The 15,825-nt window shown below is 60.8% G+C and carries 13 protein-coding genes and 1 pseudogene; 8 read left to right on the forward strand and 6 right to left on the reverse strand.

Features of this window, described 5'->3' with window-relative positions; translation table 11 throughout:
- Nucleotides 1–3 precede the first annotated feature (3 nt).
- From NL532_RS28995 to NL532_RS29005, 3 genes are read left to right on the forward strand one after another with little or no spacing between them, the layout of a single operon-like run.
- Nucleotides 4–1,191, forward strand: coding sequence for a glycoside hydrolase family 3 protein (locus NL532_RS28995; protein ID WP_023711805.1), 1,188 nt, complete (start codon nt 4–6; stop codon nt 1,189–1,191).
- Nucleotides 1,192–1,219: 28 nt separating this feature from the next.
- A complete protein-coding gene (locus NL532_RS29000; RefSeq protein ID WP_245266087.1) occupies nt 1,220–1,885 on the forward strand; it encodes a PAN domain-containing protein in 666 nt (221 codons plus the stop codon).
- Between the two features lie 35 nt (nt 1,886–1,920).
- Entirely contained in the window at nt 1,921–2,904 is a 984-nt protein-coding gene (locus NL532_RS29005) for a PAN domain-containing protein (RefSeq protein WP_023711806.1), read from the forward strand.
- A 321-nt stretch (nt 2,905–3,225) separates the two neighbouring features.
- On the opposite strand, the gene NL532_RS29010 is transcribed toward NL532_RS29005, so the two are convergent.
- The 4 genes from NL532_RS29010 to NL532_RS29025 all read right to left on the reverse strand — a co-directional run bounded on the left by NL532_RS29010 (nt 3,226) and on the right by NL532_RS29025 (nt 11,065).
- Nucleotides 3,226–4,740, reverse strand: a complete 1,515-nt coding sequence (locus tag NL532_RS29010) for a hypothetical protein (protein WP_023692440.1) — start codon at nt 4,738–4,740, stop codon at nt 3,226–3,228.
- Nucleotides 4,737–9,668, reverse strand: a complete 4,932-nt coding sequence (locus NL532_RS29015) for an AAA domain-containing protein (RefSeq protein WP_023692441.1) — start codon at nt 9,666–9,668, stop codon at nt 4,737–4,739. The genes NL532_RS29010 and NL532_RS29015 overlap by 4 nt, the downstream gene beginning before the upstream one ends.
- 296 nt (nt 9,669–9,964) lie before the next feature.
- Nucleotides 9,965–10,594: a hypothetical protein gene (locus NL532_RS29020; RefSeq protein WP_023829581.1), complete on the reverse strand. Its 630-nt coding sequence runs from the start codon at nt 10,592–10,594 to the stop codon at nt 9,965–9,967.
- A gap of 255 nt (nt 10,595–10,849) precedes the next feature.
- Nucleotides 10,850–11,065, reverse strand: a complete 216-nt coding sequence (locus NL532_RS29025; RefSeq protein WP_023692444.1) for a hypothetical protein — start codon at nt 11,063–11,065, stop codon at nt 10,850–10,852.
- A gap of 123 nt (nt 11,066–11,188) precedes the next feature.
- On the opposite strand from NL532_RS29025, the gene NL532_RS29030 reads away from it, so the two are divergent.
- The 5 genes and pseudogenes from NL532_RS29030 to NL532_RS29050 form a co-directional block, all read left to right on the forward strand.
- On the forward strand, nt 11,189–11,956 hold the full coding sequence (locus tag NL532_RS29030) for a hypothetical protein (protein ID WP_023829582.1): 768 nt from the start codon (nt 11,189–11,191) through the stop codon (nt 11,954–11,956).
- Between the two features lie 393 nt (nt 11,957–12,349).
- Complete coding sequence (locus tag NL532_RS29035; protein ID WP_023692446.1) at nt 12,350–12,745, forward strand: avidin/streptavidin family protein; 396 nt, start codon at nt 12,350–12,352, stop codon at nt 12,743–12,745.
- 302 nt (nt 12,746–13,047) lie between these two features.
- The gene (locus tag NL532_RS29040) at nt 13,048–13,263 is read left to right on the forward strand and encodes a hypothetical protein (RefSeq protein WP_023692447.1); all 216 of its coding nucleotides are present in this window, start codon (nt 13,048–13,050) and stop codon (nt 13,261–13,263) included.
- A gap of 370 nt (nt 13,264–13,633) precedes the next feature.
- Nucleotides 13,634–13,939 carry a hypothetical protein gene (locus tag NL532_RS29045; RefSeq protein WP_155922416.1) on the forward strand — a complete coding sequence of 102 codons (306 nt, stop codon included), beginning with the start codon at nt 13,634–13,636 and terminating at the stop codon, nt 13,937–13,939.
- Between the two features lie 124 nt (nt 13,940–14,063).
- Nucleotides 14,064–14,135: pseudogene (locus NL532_RS29050) on the forward strand (MucR family transcriptional regulator); the annotation flags it as partial.
- Between the two features lie 173 nt (nt 14,136–14,308).
- Here NL532_RS29050 and NL532_RS29055 read toward each other — a convergent pair.
- Together NL532_RS29055 and NL532_RS29060 are read right to left on the reverse strand one after the other, a co-directional pair.
- On the reverse strand, nt 14,309–14,587 hold the full coding sequence (locus NL532_RS29055) for a DUF2274 domain-containing protein (RefSeq protein ID WP_023692449.1): 279 nt from the start codon (nt 14,585–14,587) through the stop codon (nt 14,309–14,311).
- A gap of 13 nt (nt 14,588–14,600) precedes the next feature.
- A complete protein-coding gene (locus NL532_RS29060) occupies nt 14,601–15,818 on the reverse strand; it encodes a TraB/TrbI/VirB10 family type IV secretion system protein (RefSeq protein ID WP_023692450.1) in 1,218 nt (405 codons plus the stop codon).
- Nucleotides 15,819–15,825 lie beyond the last annotated feature (7 nt).

Consider the following 15,825-nt stretch of genomic DNA (forward strand, 5'->3'; position numbering starts at 1 on the left):
AACATGCCGCCGCGGATCGCATTTCTCACCGCTGTTGCCTGCGCCTTTTTTGGCCTTTCCTCACCGCTGAAGGCTGACCCCCCAGTGCCGAGAGCCCGCATCCCAAACGTCGACCTGCATCGCATAATCGAAGACGCCAGGCTGCGTCAGATGATCGGGCAGATGGTGCTGGTTGGCTTTGTCGGCAGCCAGCCCGGTGCCGAGGGATACGCGAGAGTCGTCAGGCAAGCGGAGGAAGGAAAGATCACGGGCGTCATTTATCTGGGGCGCAATATCGACGGCCTGAAGCAAGTGCGGCAACTGAACGAGGGCCTGCAGCGTTTCGCGGCAAGCCCGCTGCTCATCGCTGTCGACCAGGAGGGCGGCCGTATCCAGAGGTTCACTGGAGCCATGGGGTTCAACGAGACGCCGAGCGAGGCGACTGTGGCTAAGTCCATGAGTCCAGACGAGGCCAGCGTGATTTACCAGGACCTCGCTTCCGCTCTCTCGGATCTGGGATTCAACCTCAACTTGGCTCCCGTCGTCGATGTCAACGTCAACCCGGCAAATCCCATCATTGGCAAGCTTGGCAGGAGCTTTTCCGCCGATCCGCAGACGGTCGAGGCATACGCGAAGGCTTTCGTCGAAGCGCATCGGGCGAAGGGAGTGCTAACGGTCTTGAAACACTTCCCTGGGCACGGTTCCAGCACCAAGGACAGCCACAAGGGCATGGCCGACGTTTCCAAGACATGGAGCGATAAGGAACTTCTCCCCTACAAGAACCTGATCGCGTCGGGAGATGTCGACATGGTCATGTCCGCCCATGTGATAAATAACAAGCTTTCCTTTTCGGCCCAAATCCCCTCCTCGCTTTCCCGCGCGACGTTAACCGGGCTGCTGCGGGACAAGATGCACTTCAAGGGCGTGGTTATCAGCGACGACATGCAGATGCAGGCCATTACCGACACCATCACCTTTGAGGACTCGGTGCGCCGAGCCGTTTTGGCAGGGAACGACATCCTGATATTTGCCAACGACAAACATCCAGACCCCCTGGTCCCGGAAAAAGTTGCCGCCCTCCTGTCCGAGGAAGCGCGCAAGGACCCGGAAATGCTTGAGCGGATACAGAAATCCTACGAGAACATCATGCGCCTGAAAAGGAAGCTCGCACCGGCCGTTTCCGAGGACACGACCATTTTACAGGAACGGTAGCGCGAGGCTGAGCAGGCGAGGAGGAAACATGCTGGCAGGTGGTCTTCGTCGCGGGATGGCGGGACTTCTTTTGGGACTTGCGGGCGCGCTTGCTGCTGTCGTGCCGCCAACGGGGATTCTGCCAGCGAACGCGCAGTCGACAGGAGAGTTCTTCAATTATCCACAAACCCTCCTGAATGGTACCGTCAGCGCGACGGTCAGCGTGCCGCTGAAGTCGTGCAGAAACCTCTGCTTCGCGCGTTCGGGATGCATCGGCTTCGACTACTCGTCGTCCGACGGTTTCTGTCGGCTGTTCGCGAACGTGGCTGGCGCGGGTGAGAGCCCGCCACACATCGCCGGAACACGCAGTCTCGTCATGGGCTACCGTCCGCCAGCCAATCCGCCAGTCGCAGCTCAACCGACATCGCAGCCGAGCCAGGGTGCGTCGGAAGCGGAAGCGACGAAGCAGAAAAGCGCCACATCGCAAAAGACTGGCAAGCCTGCGGCGATCGTCCGAGCGAAACCAAGACGTAAAAAACAACGAGAGGCGACAAGTCAGCGGCCGGCAGCAAAGTCAAAAGCGGCCTCACCAGATCCGACCTCCTCGGCGTCGAGGGCACGTCCGTCTAAGTTCCGCATCTGCAACAACCATTTTGGGACCTTCTCGGTTCTCGCATCCCGGAAATGTCCGCTGAGCGGTCCCGGAAGCTTTTGAGGCTCTCTTCGGAAAGCGGCGGAGAAAGGCAACCAATGTCACAGATGAACAATCCGCAGGTGCTCCAAGTGTCCGAGCCACCATCGGACATGCATCCTGCGTGCCCGCGGAGGTTTGCTGATCGCATTCGGCAATTGAGCGGCAGAACCGTTGGACTACTGATAGGGTTTGTGGTCGCATTTGCGGCTGCTGTTGTTCCGCCGGCCGGAGGTCGGCCCGCAAACGCGCAATCGGCCCAGGAGCTCTTCCGCTACCCGCAGACCTTCCTGAACGGGGCGGTCAGCGCCACGGTCAGCGTGCCGCTTGAGGCCTGCAGCAAGCTTTGTTCCGCGCGCTCGGGGTGCGCGGGCTTTGATCATTCGTCGCATGGCGGCGTCTGCAGGCTGTTCTCGAGCGTAGCAGGCGCGCAGGAAAGCCAAGGACACACGGCCGGCACTCGCAGTCTGGTCACTGGCTATCATCCACCAGTCAATCCACCTGCCTCTCCACAGGCAGAACCGCCGCCGGAGCCTGGCGAGTTGGAAGAGGAGGCGGTGGCCGTCGCGCCACCATCCGGATCTTTCAGGCGTTTCCTCAACAGGGATATAAAGAGTAAGGCCGCAGAGACCCGTCAAGCTGACAACGTGGAACAGTGTGAATCCATGTGCCGAGCTTCGGAGAGCTGGTGCAGGGCTTTCACTTACGACGCGTGGAACAGAAAGTGCTTTCTCAAGGAGCGACAAGGCCAACTTTTGATGAACGCCCGCGCTACTAGCGGCGTTATCTCGGGAGATGACATGCCGCCGGCGTCGAGTGCGGCTCCCTATTTCGAGTATTTCAACGGCAAGGCTTTTTCAGGCAACGGGTTCCGGGTGCTGAGCGCCCGCTCTCGCAACGAGTGCGAACGGGGCTGCTCGGCACTGGACCAATGCATCGCCTTCGGATTCACCCAATCTCAGCAGCGCTGCGTCCTTTTCGACCAACCGGGCGAATATTCAAGCAGTCGGGGAACTGACAGCGGAGCAATACGCCAAGACTAATCAGAATGTGAGCTAGGGATCCATGGCCAAGTCGGCGAACGGCAGCTCCCGGAATCGAGATCCGGCGATCGAATGACTGAGATTGGGCGCATTGCGGTCCGGCAGCCTTGGGGCCGCATGCGGTCTGACCGCTTATAGAATTTTTGGGGATAGATGCCGTTTCGACGACGCTCAAAATTATGCTTCGTTCGATCACGTTGCGCATTGACCCCTTTCGACACCGCGAGTTGTCAACAACGTGCGACGCGAAGCTGCTGCTGTCTCCGAGGTCGCGAACCGCAACTTTTCTGGATCATGTTCGCCGTTCGAGGGGTGCGGCGGCTATTTTGAGGCGGGCACGGCCCCTCCTGCACTGTCCTCCGTCTTTTCCGTTGCGGGCGGCGCGATAAGGTTTCGTCTGAGCACGTCACCGAGTTTGAACGCTTCGGCGTTCGCGTCGAGCAACTCGCCCGCACGCGCCAACACGTGCGAGTCGAAACTCGCAAAGCCCAAAGGGACCGGCAAGCCCGATTGTTGGCCGATCGGCGCGTGGACCGTTGCGGCGACGAAGGCACCCGGGACGAGCAGCATTTCGAACCCGCCGGGAAATACACGGGCGTTCGACTCGTACCCGCGGGTGAAGGCTTCCTTCACCCAGCGCTCGGCGCGCTGTGCGGTCAACGAAATCGTCTCTACGTTCTGCCGCACACCGAGATCCTCGTTCAAGCGATTGATCTGTTCGCGGAACTGTTCGACGATTTCGGCCATGATCGAGGTGCTTCCCCAAAGTGGGGCCTGGGGCACCACCCAATAGATCGCAGCTGCGGCGTGGCGCGTTTTGCGCAGGCCGTAGCTTGCGACATCGAACAGCCTACGCGCATTTTCCTTGGTGAATAGGCTGCCGATGATCGGCACGGTCGGGCGGTCAGCACGGACGTCGCCGTGGCTCGTGAAGGCGTGTCGATAGAAGCGCTGCACGCTTAACCCATCGCGGCGCGTCCATTCCTTAAGATAGTCTTGGGCAAGTTGGATCAGGAGCTGGTATGCCTCGCCATCGTCTTCCCGCCGCGCAACAGCCATGCGCTCGACCATCTCGGCGACCGCAAGCCCCACTGCCTCACGATCTGACAACTCGTAGTCTGACTTCCACTCGGAAAGGTCGATGTCGGGTAAGGTTGGCTTGAGCCCCGATGACATCAACCGGACGCGCACGAGCGTCGAAAAGCGCTCCTCAGCCGCCACCCCGTCGATGGAATAGAGCGTGCGTCGCGGGGTCGAGATTGGATCGATCTTCAGCGCGAACTCGCGAAAGAACCGACGGAACGACGACGGCACCCTTTCCGTTGCCGAGCTGACTTGCTCAACGTCGGCCAGCGGCAGTTCGGGAAGGTTCCGCTCGAAGTAGCTCAGAAATTTCTTTTCGGCGGGCGCCAGCGAGATGAGGTCGAAGCCGACGCGTGCGATCTTGCGCTCGACCTCGTAGATAAGTGGTTCTTCGACACCAGGGCGGAAGAGCGAAAGCCCCGTCTGTGTCAGCGTGATGCGTCCCTCGCTCCGACGGATGTAGTCGGCGTCCTCGACCTCGTGGAAAACGTAGGCCATCTCGCGCCGGCTATATCCGAAGAAGGACTGGACCGCTTCCTCTGTGCAGCTTCCCATTGCGCGGACGAAGCGAATTAGAAACTCGGCTGTCACGGAGACCTTGCCAACATCAGCGACTTTGTGCTCGACGACGAACCGACGACAGGGCAGCGTTAGGTCGATCGTCGCCAACTGGAGCGGGCCGTCCTCCGATTCTTCGACGAGCCCCTCGCGCACGGGGCCGAGCGTCAGCTTACTGCGGGGCTGGACGGTCATTGTGCCTTCTCCAAGGCGCCATCAATGGGCGCGGCGTTGAGCCGATTCTCCAGTAAAGCCATTGCATCTACTTCCCTTGCGTGCCCGTATTCAACGTTACTGGCAAAGGCCCGCGCGATCCGGTCCATCGGCCCGGCCTCCTCCCATCGCTTCAAGCTACCCACGATAACAAGGCGGTCCATCGCGCGGCTGATCGCGACGTTGATGCGGTTGGGCCTTGCGAGGAATCCAGGCCGAATTGTCTTGAAGCCGCCCTGCACGGGCCCGTCCCAATTATTGCGAACAAGCGACACGATCACGATGGGGTTTTCCTTGCCCTGGTAGCTGTCGATCGTGTCCACCTTCATCGCGGCTCGCAGCGAGGGATGGATCGGTGCCAAGGCGATTTTGCGCCTCACGAGGTCACGTTGGGCCGAATAGGCGCAAATGATCCCGATGCCATGGGCATGCGTTGCTTGTTGGGCAAGCCAGTCGAGGAACAGCTGGCATTCGCTCCATCGCTTAAGAAGGCTTACGATCACGTCTGCCTCAACCGTATTGGTCAGGCTCTTGCGATGATTGGGATCGGCTTGCTTGGCGCGCTCGCCAAACGGCGCCGTGTCGAACCACGTGACAGGCGCGCTGAGGTCGGCAGGTAGCGCTTCTGCGTCGATGATCGGCGTCACGCGACCATGCTCAAGGCGCTTGCCATAGAATGACCGCGAGACAATCTCACCGATCGGGGGGAGCATACGATATTGCCGTCGCAGCGTGTGACCCGCGGCAATCCCATAGGGTGTCTCGAAGATGCGCTCGAAGTCGCTCCTCGCAACCTCCGCCACGCCCACGCCGAGGCGCTCGGCGACTTCGTCGACCACTGACTCCGGATGCTGTGGCTCAAGCTGTTTATGGTCGCCGACGAGTACGATCCATGCGCCCGCCTGGATCGGCACCGCGAGCTCGCTGGCGGTGCAGCGCGCCGCTTCGTCGACGATCACGAGGTCAAAGGGTGTTGAGGTCAAGCCAAGCGCCGATCTGCCGAGCCCCACACAGGTCCCAGCGACGATCTGGCGCGTTCCGGCGAGGAAAGTTTCGAGGCTCCGTTGCTCGGTCGAGACTGTTCCCACGAAGTCGCGTGCTAGCCCTGCGACTGCCTGGAACCTAGCAACACGGTCAGCGCTCGGGCGCTCGCCCTGCGGCATGGCCTGGAGGCAGGCGTCGACAATCGTCGTGACAATCTTCTCGGCCGCCAGGTCGGCGGGCAGCGTGTCGTCTATGCCAAGCGGCAAGACCTGCTGGCTGATTGTCTCGCGAAGCGCTGTTACTCGTTGCGCCGAACTTTCCTCGTCCTGCAAGCTGGCCAGCCGGGCCGCGACGGGCCTTATCGCAATCTCGACATGGGTCAGCGCGTCGGTCAGCGCCTCTGGAATGCCCAGTCCCTGGGCGGCGACGGCCAAGCGCTCGCGCATCTCGGCACGGAACCTATCCTTCTGGAGCTGCTCGACTCGCTCGACGTGGAATGGCAGCAGGCGGTCTGAGACAACACCCTCGTTGCCGACGCGAAGGATGCTCGGTATCTCACCCGCCCGAGCGAAGAGCTTAAGCACGGCCTCGGCGGCATTGTTGACCGCTTCATGCGCTTGGCTTGCGAGCAGGACATTGCGCGCCAGCCCCAAGGTGAGAGCGGCATGCACCAACGCCGCAATGAAGACCGTCTTGCCTGTTCCCGGCGGCCCCTGCACGAGGGCGAGCGGGCGTGTGGCGAGCACAGCTGACAAGGCCTCGGCCTGCTGGTCATTGAGCTCGTACTGCTCCTTCAACTTTTCGACCGGCTGGCGATCGGGCAACGACTGCGGTGTTGCCGCGGTGCGCGGATCGAGGATTCCGATCAGGTTGCGCGTACGCGAGGTGCGCCCGACGATCCGCCTGACCGCAGCCTGGCGACGGTCGAGGCTGGTCTCCTCCATGCGGCTCCGGAAGCGAAGCTCGTCGCCCTCCTCCACTAGCGGCGGTCCGTTTCGCTGCTCCGGCCGCATGCTTTCCAGATAGAGCGTGTCAGGCTTGGATCGCTGGAGGTCGAGTTGGCCGACGGGCCGCCAATTGCCTCGGCGGTCCTCGCGCTCGACCATGACACGGTCACGCCGATTGTAGTCAAACGACCCACTCAGCAGGTCAAACTGGACCTTGTGCCGGTTGATGCTTATGTCGAAGACGCTGTCCTCGGCAACCTGCCCATAGGTGACCAACTCCCGCTCGGCATCGACGAGGATCCCCCACAGCATCGCCACGTCTACCTGACCGTTCGGCGGTGGCTCAGCAGCGATCGCCTCGATCAGGTCGTCCTCGGGCGACTCGCCTGAAACGATGTCGCGTTGTTCGGCGGGCTGCTCGCCCTCCGCGCTCACCTCGGCGTCCGTCGCCCTGGGCTGCGTCGGACCCAGGGCCGCAGTGACATCCTCGCGTTCGAGCAGCGGAGTGAGGTCTTCCAGATTGGTAACTGGACCGTCCTCGACGATGATGGCAGCTTCGAGTGACGCGAACTCGAACCTCTGGAAAAGCCTGATCCTTGACTGCTCCAGAGCGCGCCGGTTGAGCCGGTAGGGCTTTCCGTCAGCCCCGATGCTGACCTCAAGCTCCTCGCAGGCCCCGCGGATAATGAGCGTACGTCCCCAGGGGGCGCGGCGCAGGAAATAATGGCCCTCGTCCGGTAGCAAAGGGCCTGCCCCTACGTGTGGGCTAGCGAGCCGGATCGTCGCCAAGTCCGCGTCGTGCGGCTCGCCGGCCGCCAGCACATCGATCAAGGGAAGCAACGTCGCGTTCGCCGGGTCGTCGGTTCGCACCTTCGCGATTGCCTCGCGAAGGCGGCCGGATATTCTCGAATCGCTTCCGGCGAGGAGCTCCTCGCCGATGACTGTGACCGCGAAGCAATCGCGTTCGAAGCGACCGCCGCTCTCGGGGGCATAGCGCGCAGTTACAGTGTCGCCTTCGGTGGCCGTCGTAAAGTCACTCAGGTCGACGATAACCGGGTCGCTCGGTGCTGCGGGATCGACGAGGATGTTGGCAGGTTTGAGGTCGCCATGCGCCAGGCGAAGGGTGTGCAACTCCTCGACCCGCCGGGCAAGAGCGTCGATTAATTGAAGCCGCGCTTCCTCGCCAAATTGCTCCGGGTGCTCCGCCATCAACAGCGCGAGGTCGGGGCGATCGATCCACTCCTGGATCATGACGATCGCATCGCCCAGCCACATCGCACCCAGAATTTTCGCGCATCCCTCGGGCTCGACTGCCGAGAGCTCGGCGAGCTGATCTAGGAAATCAAGGATGCGCGATCCTTCCTTCTTCTGGTCGCCCCACGAAGCACGCTTCCAGACCTTTACCAGCACCTCGCGACCGTCCTTGCAGGAGCGCCACAAGGCGCGCGTCTCGTCGTCTCGCAGGATCTCGGCAGGCGGATAGGCCTGGAAGAGAGCCATCTGACTCTTGATCGCGCCGCGATGCCGCTCAAGCCCTGCTATGACTTCCGCAGGCGTGGGCCGGATGGCGACTGCAGCGTTGAAGGCCGTCAGCGCGTCTCCCGCGTCCTTGAACCGGTGCATTGGGTCGGGCGCGAGCGCGGACGCCAGCCAGCCGTAAAGTTCGACGTAGTCGGATGCCTTGTCGCACTCGCTGTCCCACTCGGGAATTCCGCTCGAGGTTGCAGGGCCCGTGCCCAGGAGGATGCGGTGAATGGCGGAAGCGGCGAGGAACACGTCGCGACGTTTAGGGGTTGTTTCGACTCCGAAGATGTCCTCTGGCAGCTTGCCTGTTGACAGAAACTGGAAGCGCGACTCGCCGAGCGAGCGAACATCGGGGTAGCTTGCCGCCATCAGGTGCGAGAGCCGAACGGTGGACGGTCGCTGCACCCAGACGCTGTGCTGTCCGAGGTCGAGGTGCGCTGCCTCCGCGAGGTGAAGCGCGTCGAGGGATGAGAGCAATTGGCGAGCCAGTTCGATTCGATCGACCCGGCTAAGGTCAGCTAGCTCGGAGCTGCCAAAATCTGTCAGACGGTGAAGCCGGCGCCGGCGGTCATAGACCTCCCAGTATCGTACGCCGAAGGTCGGGTCGCGCGTCTTGCCGCCGACAATCACGCTGTCGCACTGTTCGCTTCGGTCCTGCAGGTAGGCGATGACCTCCTGCTCGCGACCAGCGATCTCGCTACGTCCTTCTTCGGTCTGGAAGCGAGTTTCCGCCTTGGAGAAATCCCATAGCCGCAGGACTCCGAGGGTTGGCGACTGCCGTTCGTCGCTCGCCTCGAACTCCGCGAAGATTCCCTCGGGGTGCTCGAACACCGGTGCGGCGGACGTGGCATAGAAGCCACCATAGGTCCGTCGGCCAGGTACGAAGACGCCCTTGCTCATATTGAAGAACTTCGAGAGCTGGTCCTTCCACTCCGCCGAGGTCAGGATGCCAGCGGGTGGCCCTTTGCCGAACACCTCGATCCGCTTGGGAACCGACTTGAGCGAAGAAGTGAACGCCGCGACGGGCATTACCGCCCGCCGCTCGGTCTCCGAAATGCCGCTGAGGTCTGTGGCCTTGGTCAGGACCACAAGGCCCTGTACCCTAGGGACGATCGGCTTTGCGCCCTTGGCGTGGCGCTTGAGGTGGGCCTCGAGCTGAATGAAGACGTGGCGCGCGTTGGCAGATATCTTCGCGACCGGCGACGGGCCATGGTCCCGCCCGGCGTTGTACCAATGCCCATCGCGGCTCTCGATCGGGCCGAACCAATCCTTGAGATCGACGACCAGTATGCGGTCGTCCGCCACGATGATGACGTCGATCTCGCGGCTTGAGCCGGGCGCGGTAGCAAGGTCGAGGTTCGTATAAGCGAACCAGTGCGAAGGCAATGAAGCTAAGGTCTCGATGCCCTTCACCTCGCGCACATGTAGGCCGTTCCCGCAGTTGATGATCTTCAAGCGAATTCCCCCGAGCCGCTACCGCGGCCACTCCAGATGTTAGCTTTCGTTTTTGCGCTGGCAACTTCCTTTGAGCAGGATACGCGCCTTGGCGGAAGGGGGTAGATCATAGCGAACAATGTTGTCCAGAAGATCGCGGGCCACTGGCGCGGGTCGACCGACTACGTCGCAGTCCTCGACCGAACGGCGGCTTCGGGGCTCTGCCGTGGACTATCAAGATGGCGATCGGAATGTCTGCTTCCAGGCGAAGGCAAAGTTTGCCTCACCGTCCGAAATTGGGCGCGAAGCAGCCTTGGTCAAGTGAGGCTCTCAGCAGTGCAGCCTCCAGTGATCCACAACACAGCCCAACTAAGCCAACTGTGCACCGTGCGGCATTCATCGCCGCCGCAGCGCGATACCGCCCTGTTGCCGACCTTCACAAGCACACCTTCCTTGGCCTCGATGTCGGCAAGTTCCCCCCTCGCCGCCAACAACATCGCGCATTGGCCGGCATCAATCATCTCCTGTGCGGCGCGGCACAGCCGACAGGTCTTGCCTTGTCCGGAACCGAAAGTGGGGCTTCGATCGACGCCGGCACGCCCCGCACATCCAATGGTCCGATCATATCTCGCCACCTGCAGGGCGTCTCGATTTGACGAAGAATCCACGGTATGCGCCGCGCCAAGGTCAGCCGCGCAGGATGAGATCGACCGCTTGAAGCAGGGCGTTTGCGAAAAGCGACACGCCGACCCCGTGCCTAAGCCGAGGAGCTGCGCCACAAACGCCTTGCGCTTGACGGAGATCTCCTCGCGCTCATCGACGAGTTCGGCCAGCATAGCATCGATCTCATCGGTGATTGCTGCCTCCGACCAGCCCGCCACTATGAGGGTCGCCAGAAAACGCCACACTTCAGGAGCGTCCAAGGTCTCGACGATGTGGCTGAACACCTTCCGGTGATATTCTTTCCGTCCGCCAGCGAAAGCGCAGCTCTAAGGTATCGAGATCCGCTGGACCTTTGCCATTTCGATGCGCGTTGCCGATTGACTCGACGAACTTTGCGAACGCATCCGTCCCATCGAGATTGTGATGAACCGGAATTCGGTTGGCTGTGCACCATTGCCCGCGGCCTCAAACAGATCTGGCAGCACCTCTTCAACGATCGTGCGCGAAGTCCAAGGCGCCATTCCCCGGCGGATCTTGATTTAGTCGACCCTGCGGACCACAGGTTGGAGCGTCTGGGCATCGCCGCCTCTCGCGCGCTCGACGACGATGCGGACGCTGGCACCGTCGCGGTTGGCTACCACTTCTTCGATCATTGCGGTGAGGCCGGCCTTCAACGTTGCAAGCAACTGGTAGAGGACACCGGAAAAGTTCCATTTCCCGACCGTCAATGCGCCGCCATCGCGCTGGTTCGCCATGCAAACGTCATATCCGCGACGCCCTCGAACCCAATCCCTAAGCCGAATTATACCGGCGCGATCCGATTGAAATGGCGACTGACGCGTATGGCTTTTTGAACGCCGTCGAGTACAACTCTCGCTATGGGGATCTCGCTCTATCGACAGTTCCGGAAAACCTTAAAGGGGACGCCGCTCACCGGGCGCTATATGCCCTACAATTGGTCGAACTTGCCCAATCCGATTGGCGTCCAATGGATGGCGTATTCGTGGATGCTCGACGAATTTGGGCGTGAGCTCGCCAATACCATCAATAGATTTACCAACGACGTCCATAGCCTGACAGCTTGGTCAAGGGTGATCCAGTCGCTAACGCAGAAGAAACAATTTGACGCGACCCATGAATTCATCGACACACTCGCCACCAACGCCTTGAACTCTCCCTATGTAGTCAAGGGGCGCTTCGGCTTCGCCGCCGCCCATCTGTGCCATCAGGCGAATATGCTCAAGCGGCCAGCCACCTGGAGCGACGACCTGCCGCTCGACTACGACATCTATCCCCACGTGGCTGACAAGTATGGCAAGTCTTGGCGAGGCTACAAAGGACTTAAGCGCGCGCTTGACGCCATTGGCGCAAGTGCCTTCCGCGGTGGCACCGACGATTTCCGCAATGCCTACAATCATCGTTTCTCGCCGCGGTTTGTGGTTGGAATGACGCAACTCGTAACGCGGATCGTCAACGAGAAGACGGGCCAGGTCCGTTACGGGTTCGGCGGACGTGAGCCGCTCGACCTTGCCAAGATTGTGACCTTGCTGGAGCGAGAACAGATGCTGTTCTACGTCGCGTTCGCTAGCTTCCAAGAACTCGTACGCGAACACGAAGCGGCAATCCGAGAACAAGCCCAATTCTAGTCAGCGAATGTTCAGTGGCGCAGGGGGAGTGCGCCGATCTGAGGGGTGCATTCAATATCTGCGTCTAGAAACTGCCGTCCGGTGCGGGCAACAATTCTGTCTGAAATCAGATCCTGGACAGAGTCGTTCTTCTATTGCCGGCAACAAAGCGCAATGCGGGACAGAAAGATTGGTTGGAATGATGGATTGGCTCCGGAGGGGCGGCGGTCTCTTGTCGCCGTCGTCAGCGCATTGGATTCATCGGCCATGACGAGTGGTGAATCTAGGCTGGCTGGTTTTCTGTCTTGCTTGCTTATCACCCCTTTTTCTCCCACAACTGACGGAACGTGCCTTGCTTCGTCAAGCTCCCTTTGGATATAAGCCACACAAGGTCGACCTTGGGAGGAATGTAACGTGCGAAAAGTTGAGACGGCGCTCAAGCTGCTTTCGATGACTTCAGGCAACGGTCCCGACTTTGCCGGACATTGGAAAAACGAGCTTGGTTCGAAGATGTTTCTTGCCGTTGTGGGGAACAAAGTGTCCGGTTCATATACGACCGCGAAAAGCGGGAGCGGGAAGTCCTTGACCGGAGACGTGGCCGGATTTGTAAATGGCGATCTAATCTCGTTTGTCGTCGCCTGGCCGGTAGCAGCGATAACTGCTTGGGTAGGGCAACTGACTACCGCTGCAGATGGTTCAGACGTTCTCGACACTCTTTGGCAGATGACGCAAAACGTTGCCGATGCCGAGGAACCCGACGATATGTGGGCTTCAATCAACGCAGGTGCGGATCAATTCGTTCGGGAATAGCCGCTGCCAGGTTTCGGCTGTTGCTCTCGCTCGAAGGTTCGGCGATGGTGGACCTGTGATCTGACGAAGGCTAGAATAGCCGGTCTTACCTGTCCCGGATGTATAAGTTCGTCAGACCATTTGGCGCACCGATTTTGACCGCAGCTTGCCAATTGCGAGATTTCCGCAACTTGGCAACAAGGACGGCGTCTGGCTGACCTTGTTCCTCGACCACCTGGCCCGATCCGGATCTAGCCGCCGAATTGGCAGCGGTGCCCTGGGCGCGCCTGGGTATCAGGACGGTGATTTCAGCGGAGAATCGTATGACGAGGCTGCTGCATCAGACGACCGAGGGGCTGAGCGAAGTGGCCGTGCCTGACTTCACCTTGGCGCAAGTGCGTGAACATCTCCGCCGGTCCGGCCGCGATCCTAAGTTCCTCCCTGACGACGTGCTGCTGTCGCTTACACGTCCCACATTGGCGGCGATCTATTGCCGAATTCCCGGAAGCGAGCGCTGGGCCGGCTGTCAGCGAATATGAGCTAATCGATCGATATTGGCGAAGGGCGACGATAGAGAACCGCACCCAGGCGCGTTCCATGCCAGCGACGGATATGCTTTGCTCCGTCTCGCTGGCACGCTACTTGATGGGAGTGCGATCTATCCGTGGACGGCCAGCGTTGCTGCCAGACTGGCCGTTGCAGACGCGACTCGCGATCGGCTCATCACCGCCGGCGTGCTGCGTCCCGCGCAGAGTCGGCCGCCTACCTGTTGTTGGAGCTCATGCCGAAAGGGCAGCGGACGTCGTGCTGGGCGACCACGCCGCAGCGCCGGTTCCCGTTCGCCATCAAATTAGGCGCTTGCTGTGCCGTGCCGCACCACGGCGACGCTTGGTCGAGACGATCACTCGCATGAGCGAGTGCACAGACAGTTCAGACCGTCTGATGGTCGCCGAACTTGCGGGATGGATGCCGATCGAGGAGTCTGTGGAGTTTCTCGAAGGCTTGGTCGACGGCGAGTCAGAAGCGGTTGAAAAGGCGGCTCTGGTCGCGTTGCGACAGCAACAGGCCGACGCCGAGACCGCAGAGCGCATCGCCGCTTTGCCGGACCAACCGCAACCGCGGCAGTGGGCTTGGCTACATGCCCTAATTCGGCGTGGCGACCCCGCTCACCTCGCAGACCCCAAGCCATCCGCGTTCGATCCATGCTTTGCTTGACCATCTTGGGGAATATTTCCGGGAGGAAGCGAATTCGCTGCTCAAGAAATGATCGAAGGAACTGGCGGACGCGGCCGAAAGGCTCGAGAAAAACTCCCACCGGTAGATCGCACGCATGCACGGCCCCGATACATACCAGGCGAGGTGGGGACTGGCGAAGGACTATCCCGTGGTCGCCCTGAACTATTCGGCCGCCTGATAAGCGCTGGCAAAATCGTTAGGTTTGGGAAGGAAGGCTGCTCCGGCCAAGAAAACCTACCTCAACGCGTAAAGCGAAAGCCTGATCTCAATTTTGCGAAGCGCTCGCTGGGACCGGCCGCAACGCGGTCAGGATCAAGAACCTAGCGTGCGACCAAACGACACCAAGCGCTACCCGTTGTCCAGCGTGGAAGATGATTGCCTTCGTGGTTTCTCCGACGCGCCAGCGCCCAGTAAACCTTCCTTTCTGGCCTTGGCAAATGCCCGGTCACCTTCCAGAAATCCGACCAGCATAAAGGGGATCAGTTCAGCCACGGTTTCGGACTCGCCATAGGTCTGACGGTAAAGTGCGGCATAGTCATTAAGTGCTTGGCTCAAGTCGGCGCCAACGGTGATGGTGATCTTCGAAGGTGTCCGGTCCGGAAGTTTTCCGAGTTTCAAATTAGCCATCAAGTCCTCCTGTTCACCCCGTATATGGCCGCAACACGAGGTCCTTGTGCACGACGACGCGCAACGGCCAACCAGGGCGGACAGTGATCGTGGGTTGGACGTTCAGGTTCTTTTCCGTGATCCGTTGGCCGGCTTGACTGACGTTCTGCTGGGCGGATTCACGAATTGCCTTGACCAAGTCGCTTTCATTTTCCCCAAAGCTCAACTCGGTACCAACCCCCAGCAATGTGGCCACCGCGACGCCTTTGATCAGCTGCCAAGTATGGAAATCCACTTTGTCCTCGAGCCCGGCATAGCCGGCCGCGTCGGTCACGGGCAGATTGTCGATTTCGGTAGAGGAGCCGTCCGGCATCACGATGCGTTGCCACACCAACAGAGCGCGCCTTTGCCCAAAGGCTACAACGCTGTCGTAGGTGCCGATCAGCCGTGAGCCCTGCGGGATGAGCAGGATGCTGCCGGTGACGCTGTCGTGCACATTCTCGGTGATCTGGGCGACGACAAGGCCGGGCAGATCGGAATTGATGCCGGTGATCAGGCTTGCAGCGATCACGCTACCGGCCATGATCTGATAGGGCGAAGCCGGCGTCTGCAGTGCATGCGGGTTGTAGATCCCGCCGGTGTTCCGTTGATCGATGAAATCGAGCTTGCGCTGTTGATTGTTCTGGTCGCCCTCGGCCGGCGCGACGGAAGCTCGCTGGCCTTCGGTATCTGGCTGCGGAGACGCCGTCTCGAAAGGCGAACGTCCGCCCTGCCCATTGCCAAAAGCTTCCGTCTGCTGGGGCCGGTTTTCGATGCGGAAGAGGACTTGCGACTCGCGCGCCTCAATCGCTTGTTGTGCAAGCCGCTGCGCCTCGGCGGAAACGTCTTGCCCAGGTGCGATGCCAAGCTGGCGCTGGTGCTCGAGAATAGGACGGCCGAGATCCCCGGGCAGCGGCGGTCCAAGCACCGGAGCCTTCGGCTTGCTCCCGGAATAGTCCTTGGGCAGCGATTCAAGTCCCTCGGCGGTCGGGTTGCGGTCGGTGCTGTAAAGCTCTTCAGCCTGCTGCTTCAGGCGCAGTGCCGGCCCCTGCAGCGCCATCATCGTGACGCCAAAGATGGTGGCGGAGCCAACAGCTGCGATCGCGACGATTATGCCGCGCTTGAAGCGCACGGCCCGGCGCGGTGAGGCCCGCAGCTGCAGCTGTTCGGGATCGAGTTTGGGCGGAACATTGGGGCGGGACGTGTCGGTCATGAGCCTC

The organism is Mesorhizobium sp. C120A (assembly GCF_030323105.1).
Classification (GTDB): Bacteria; Pseudomonadota; Alphaproteobacteria; order Rhizobiales; family Rhizobiaceae; genus Mesorhizobium.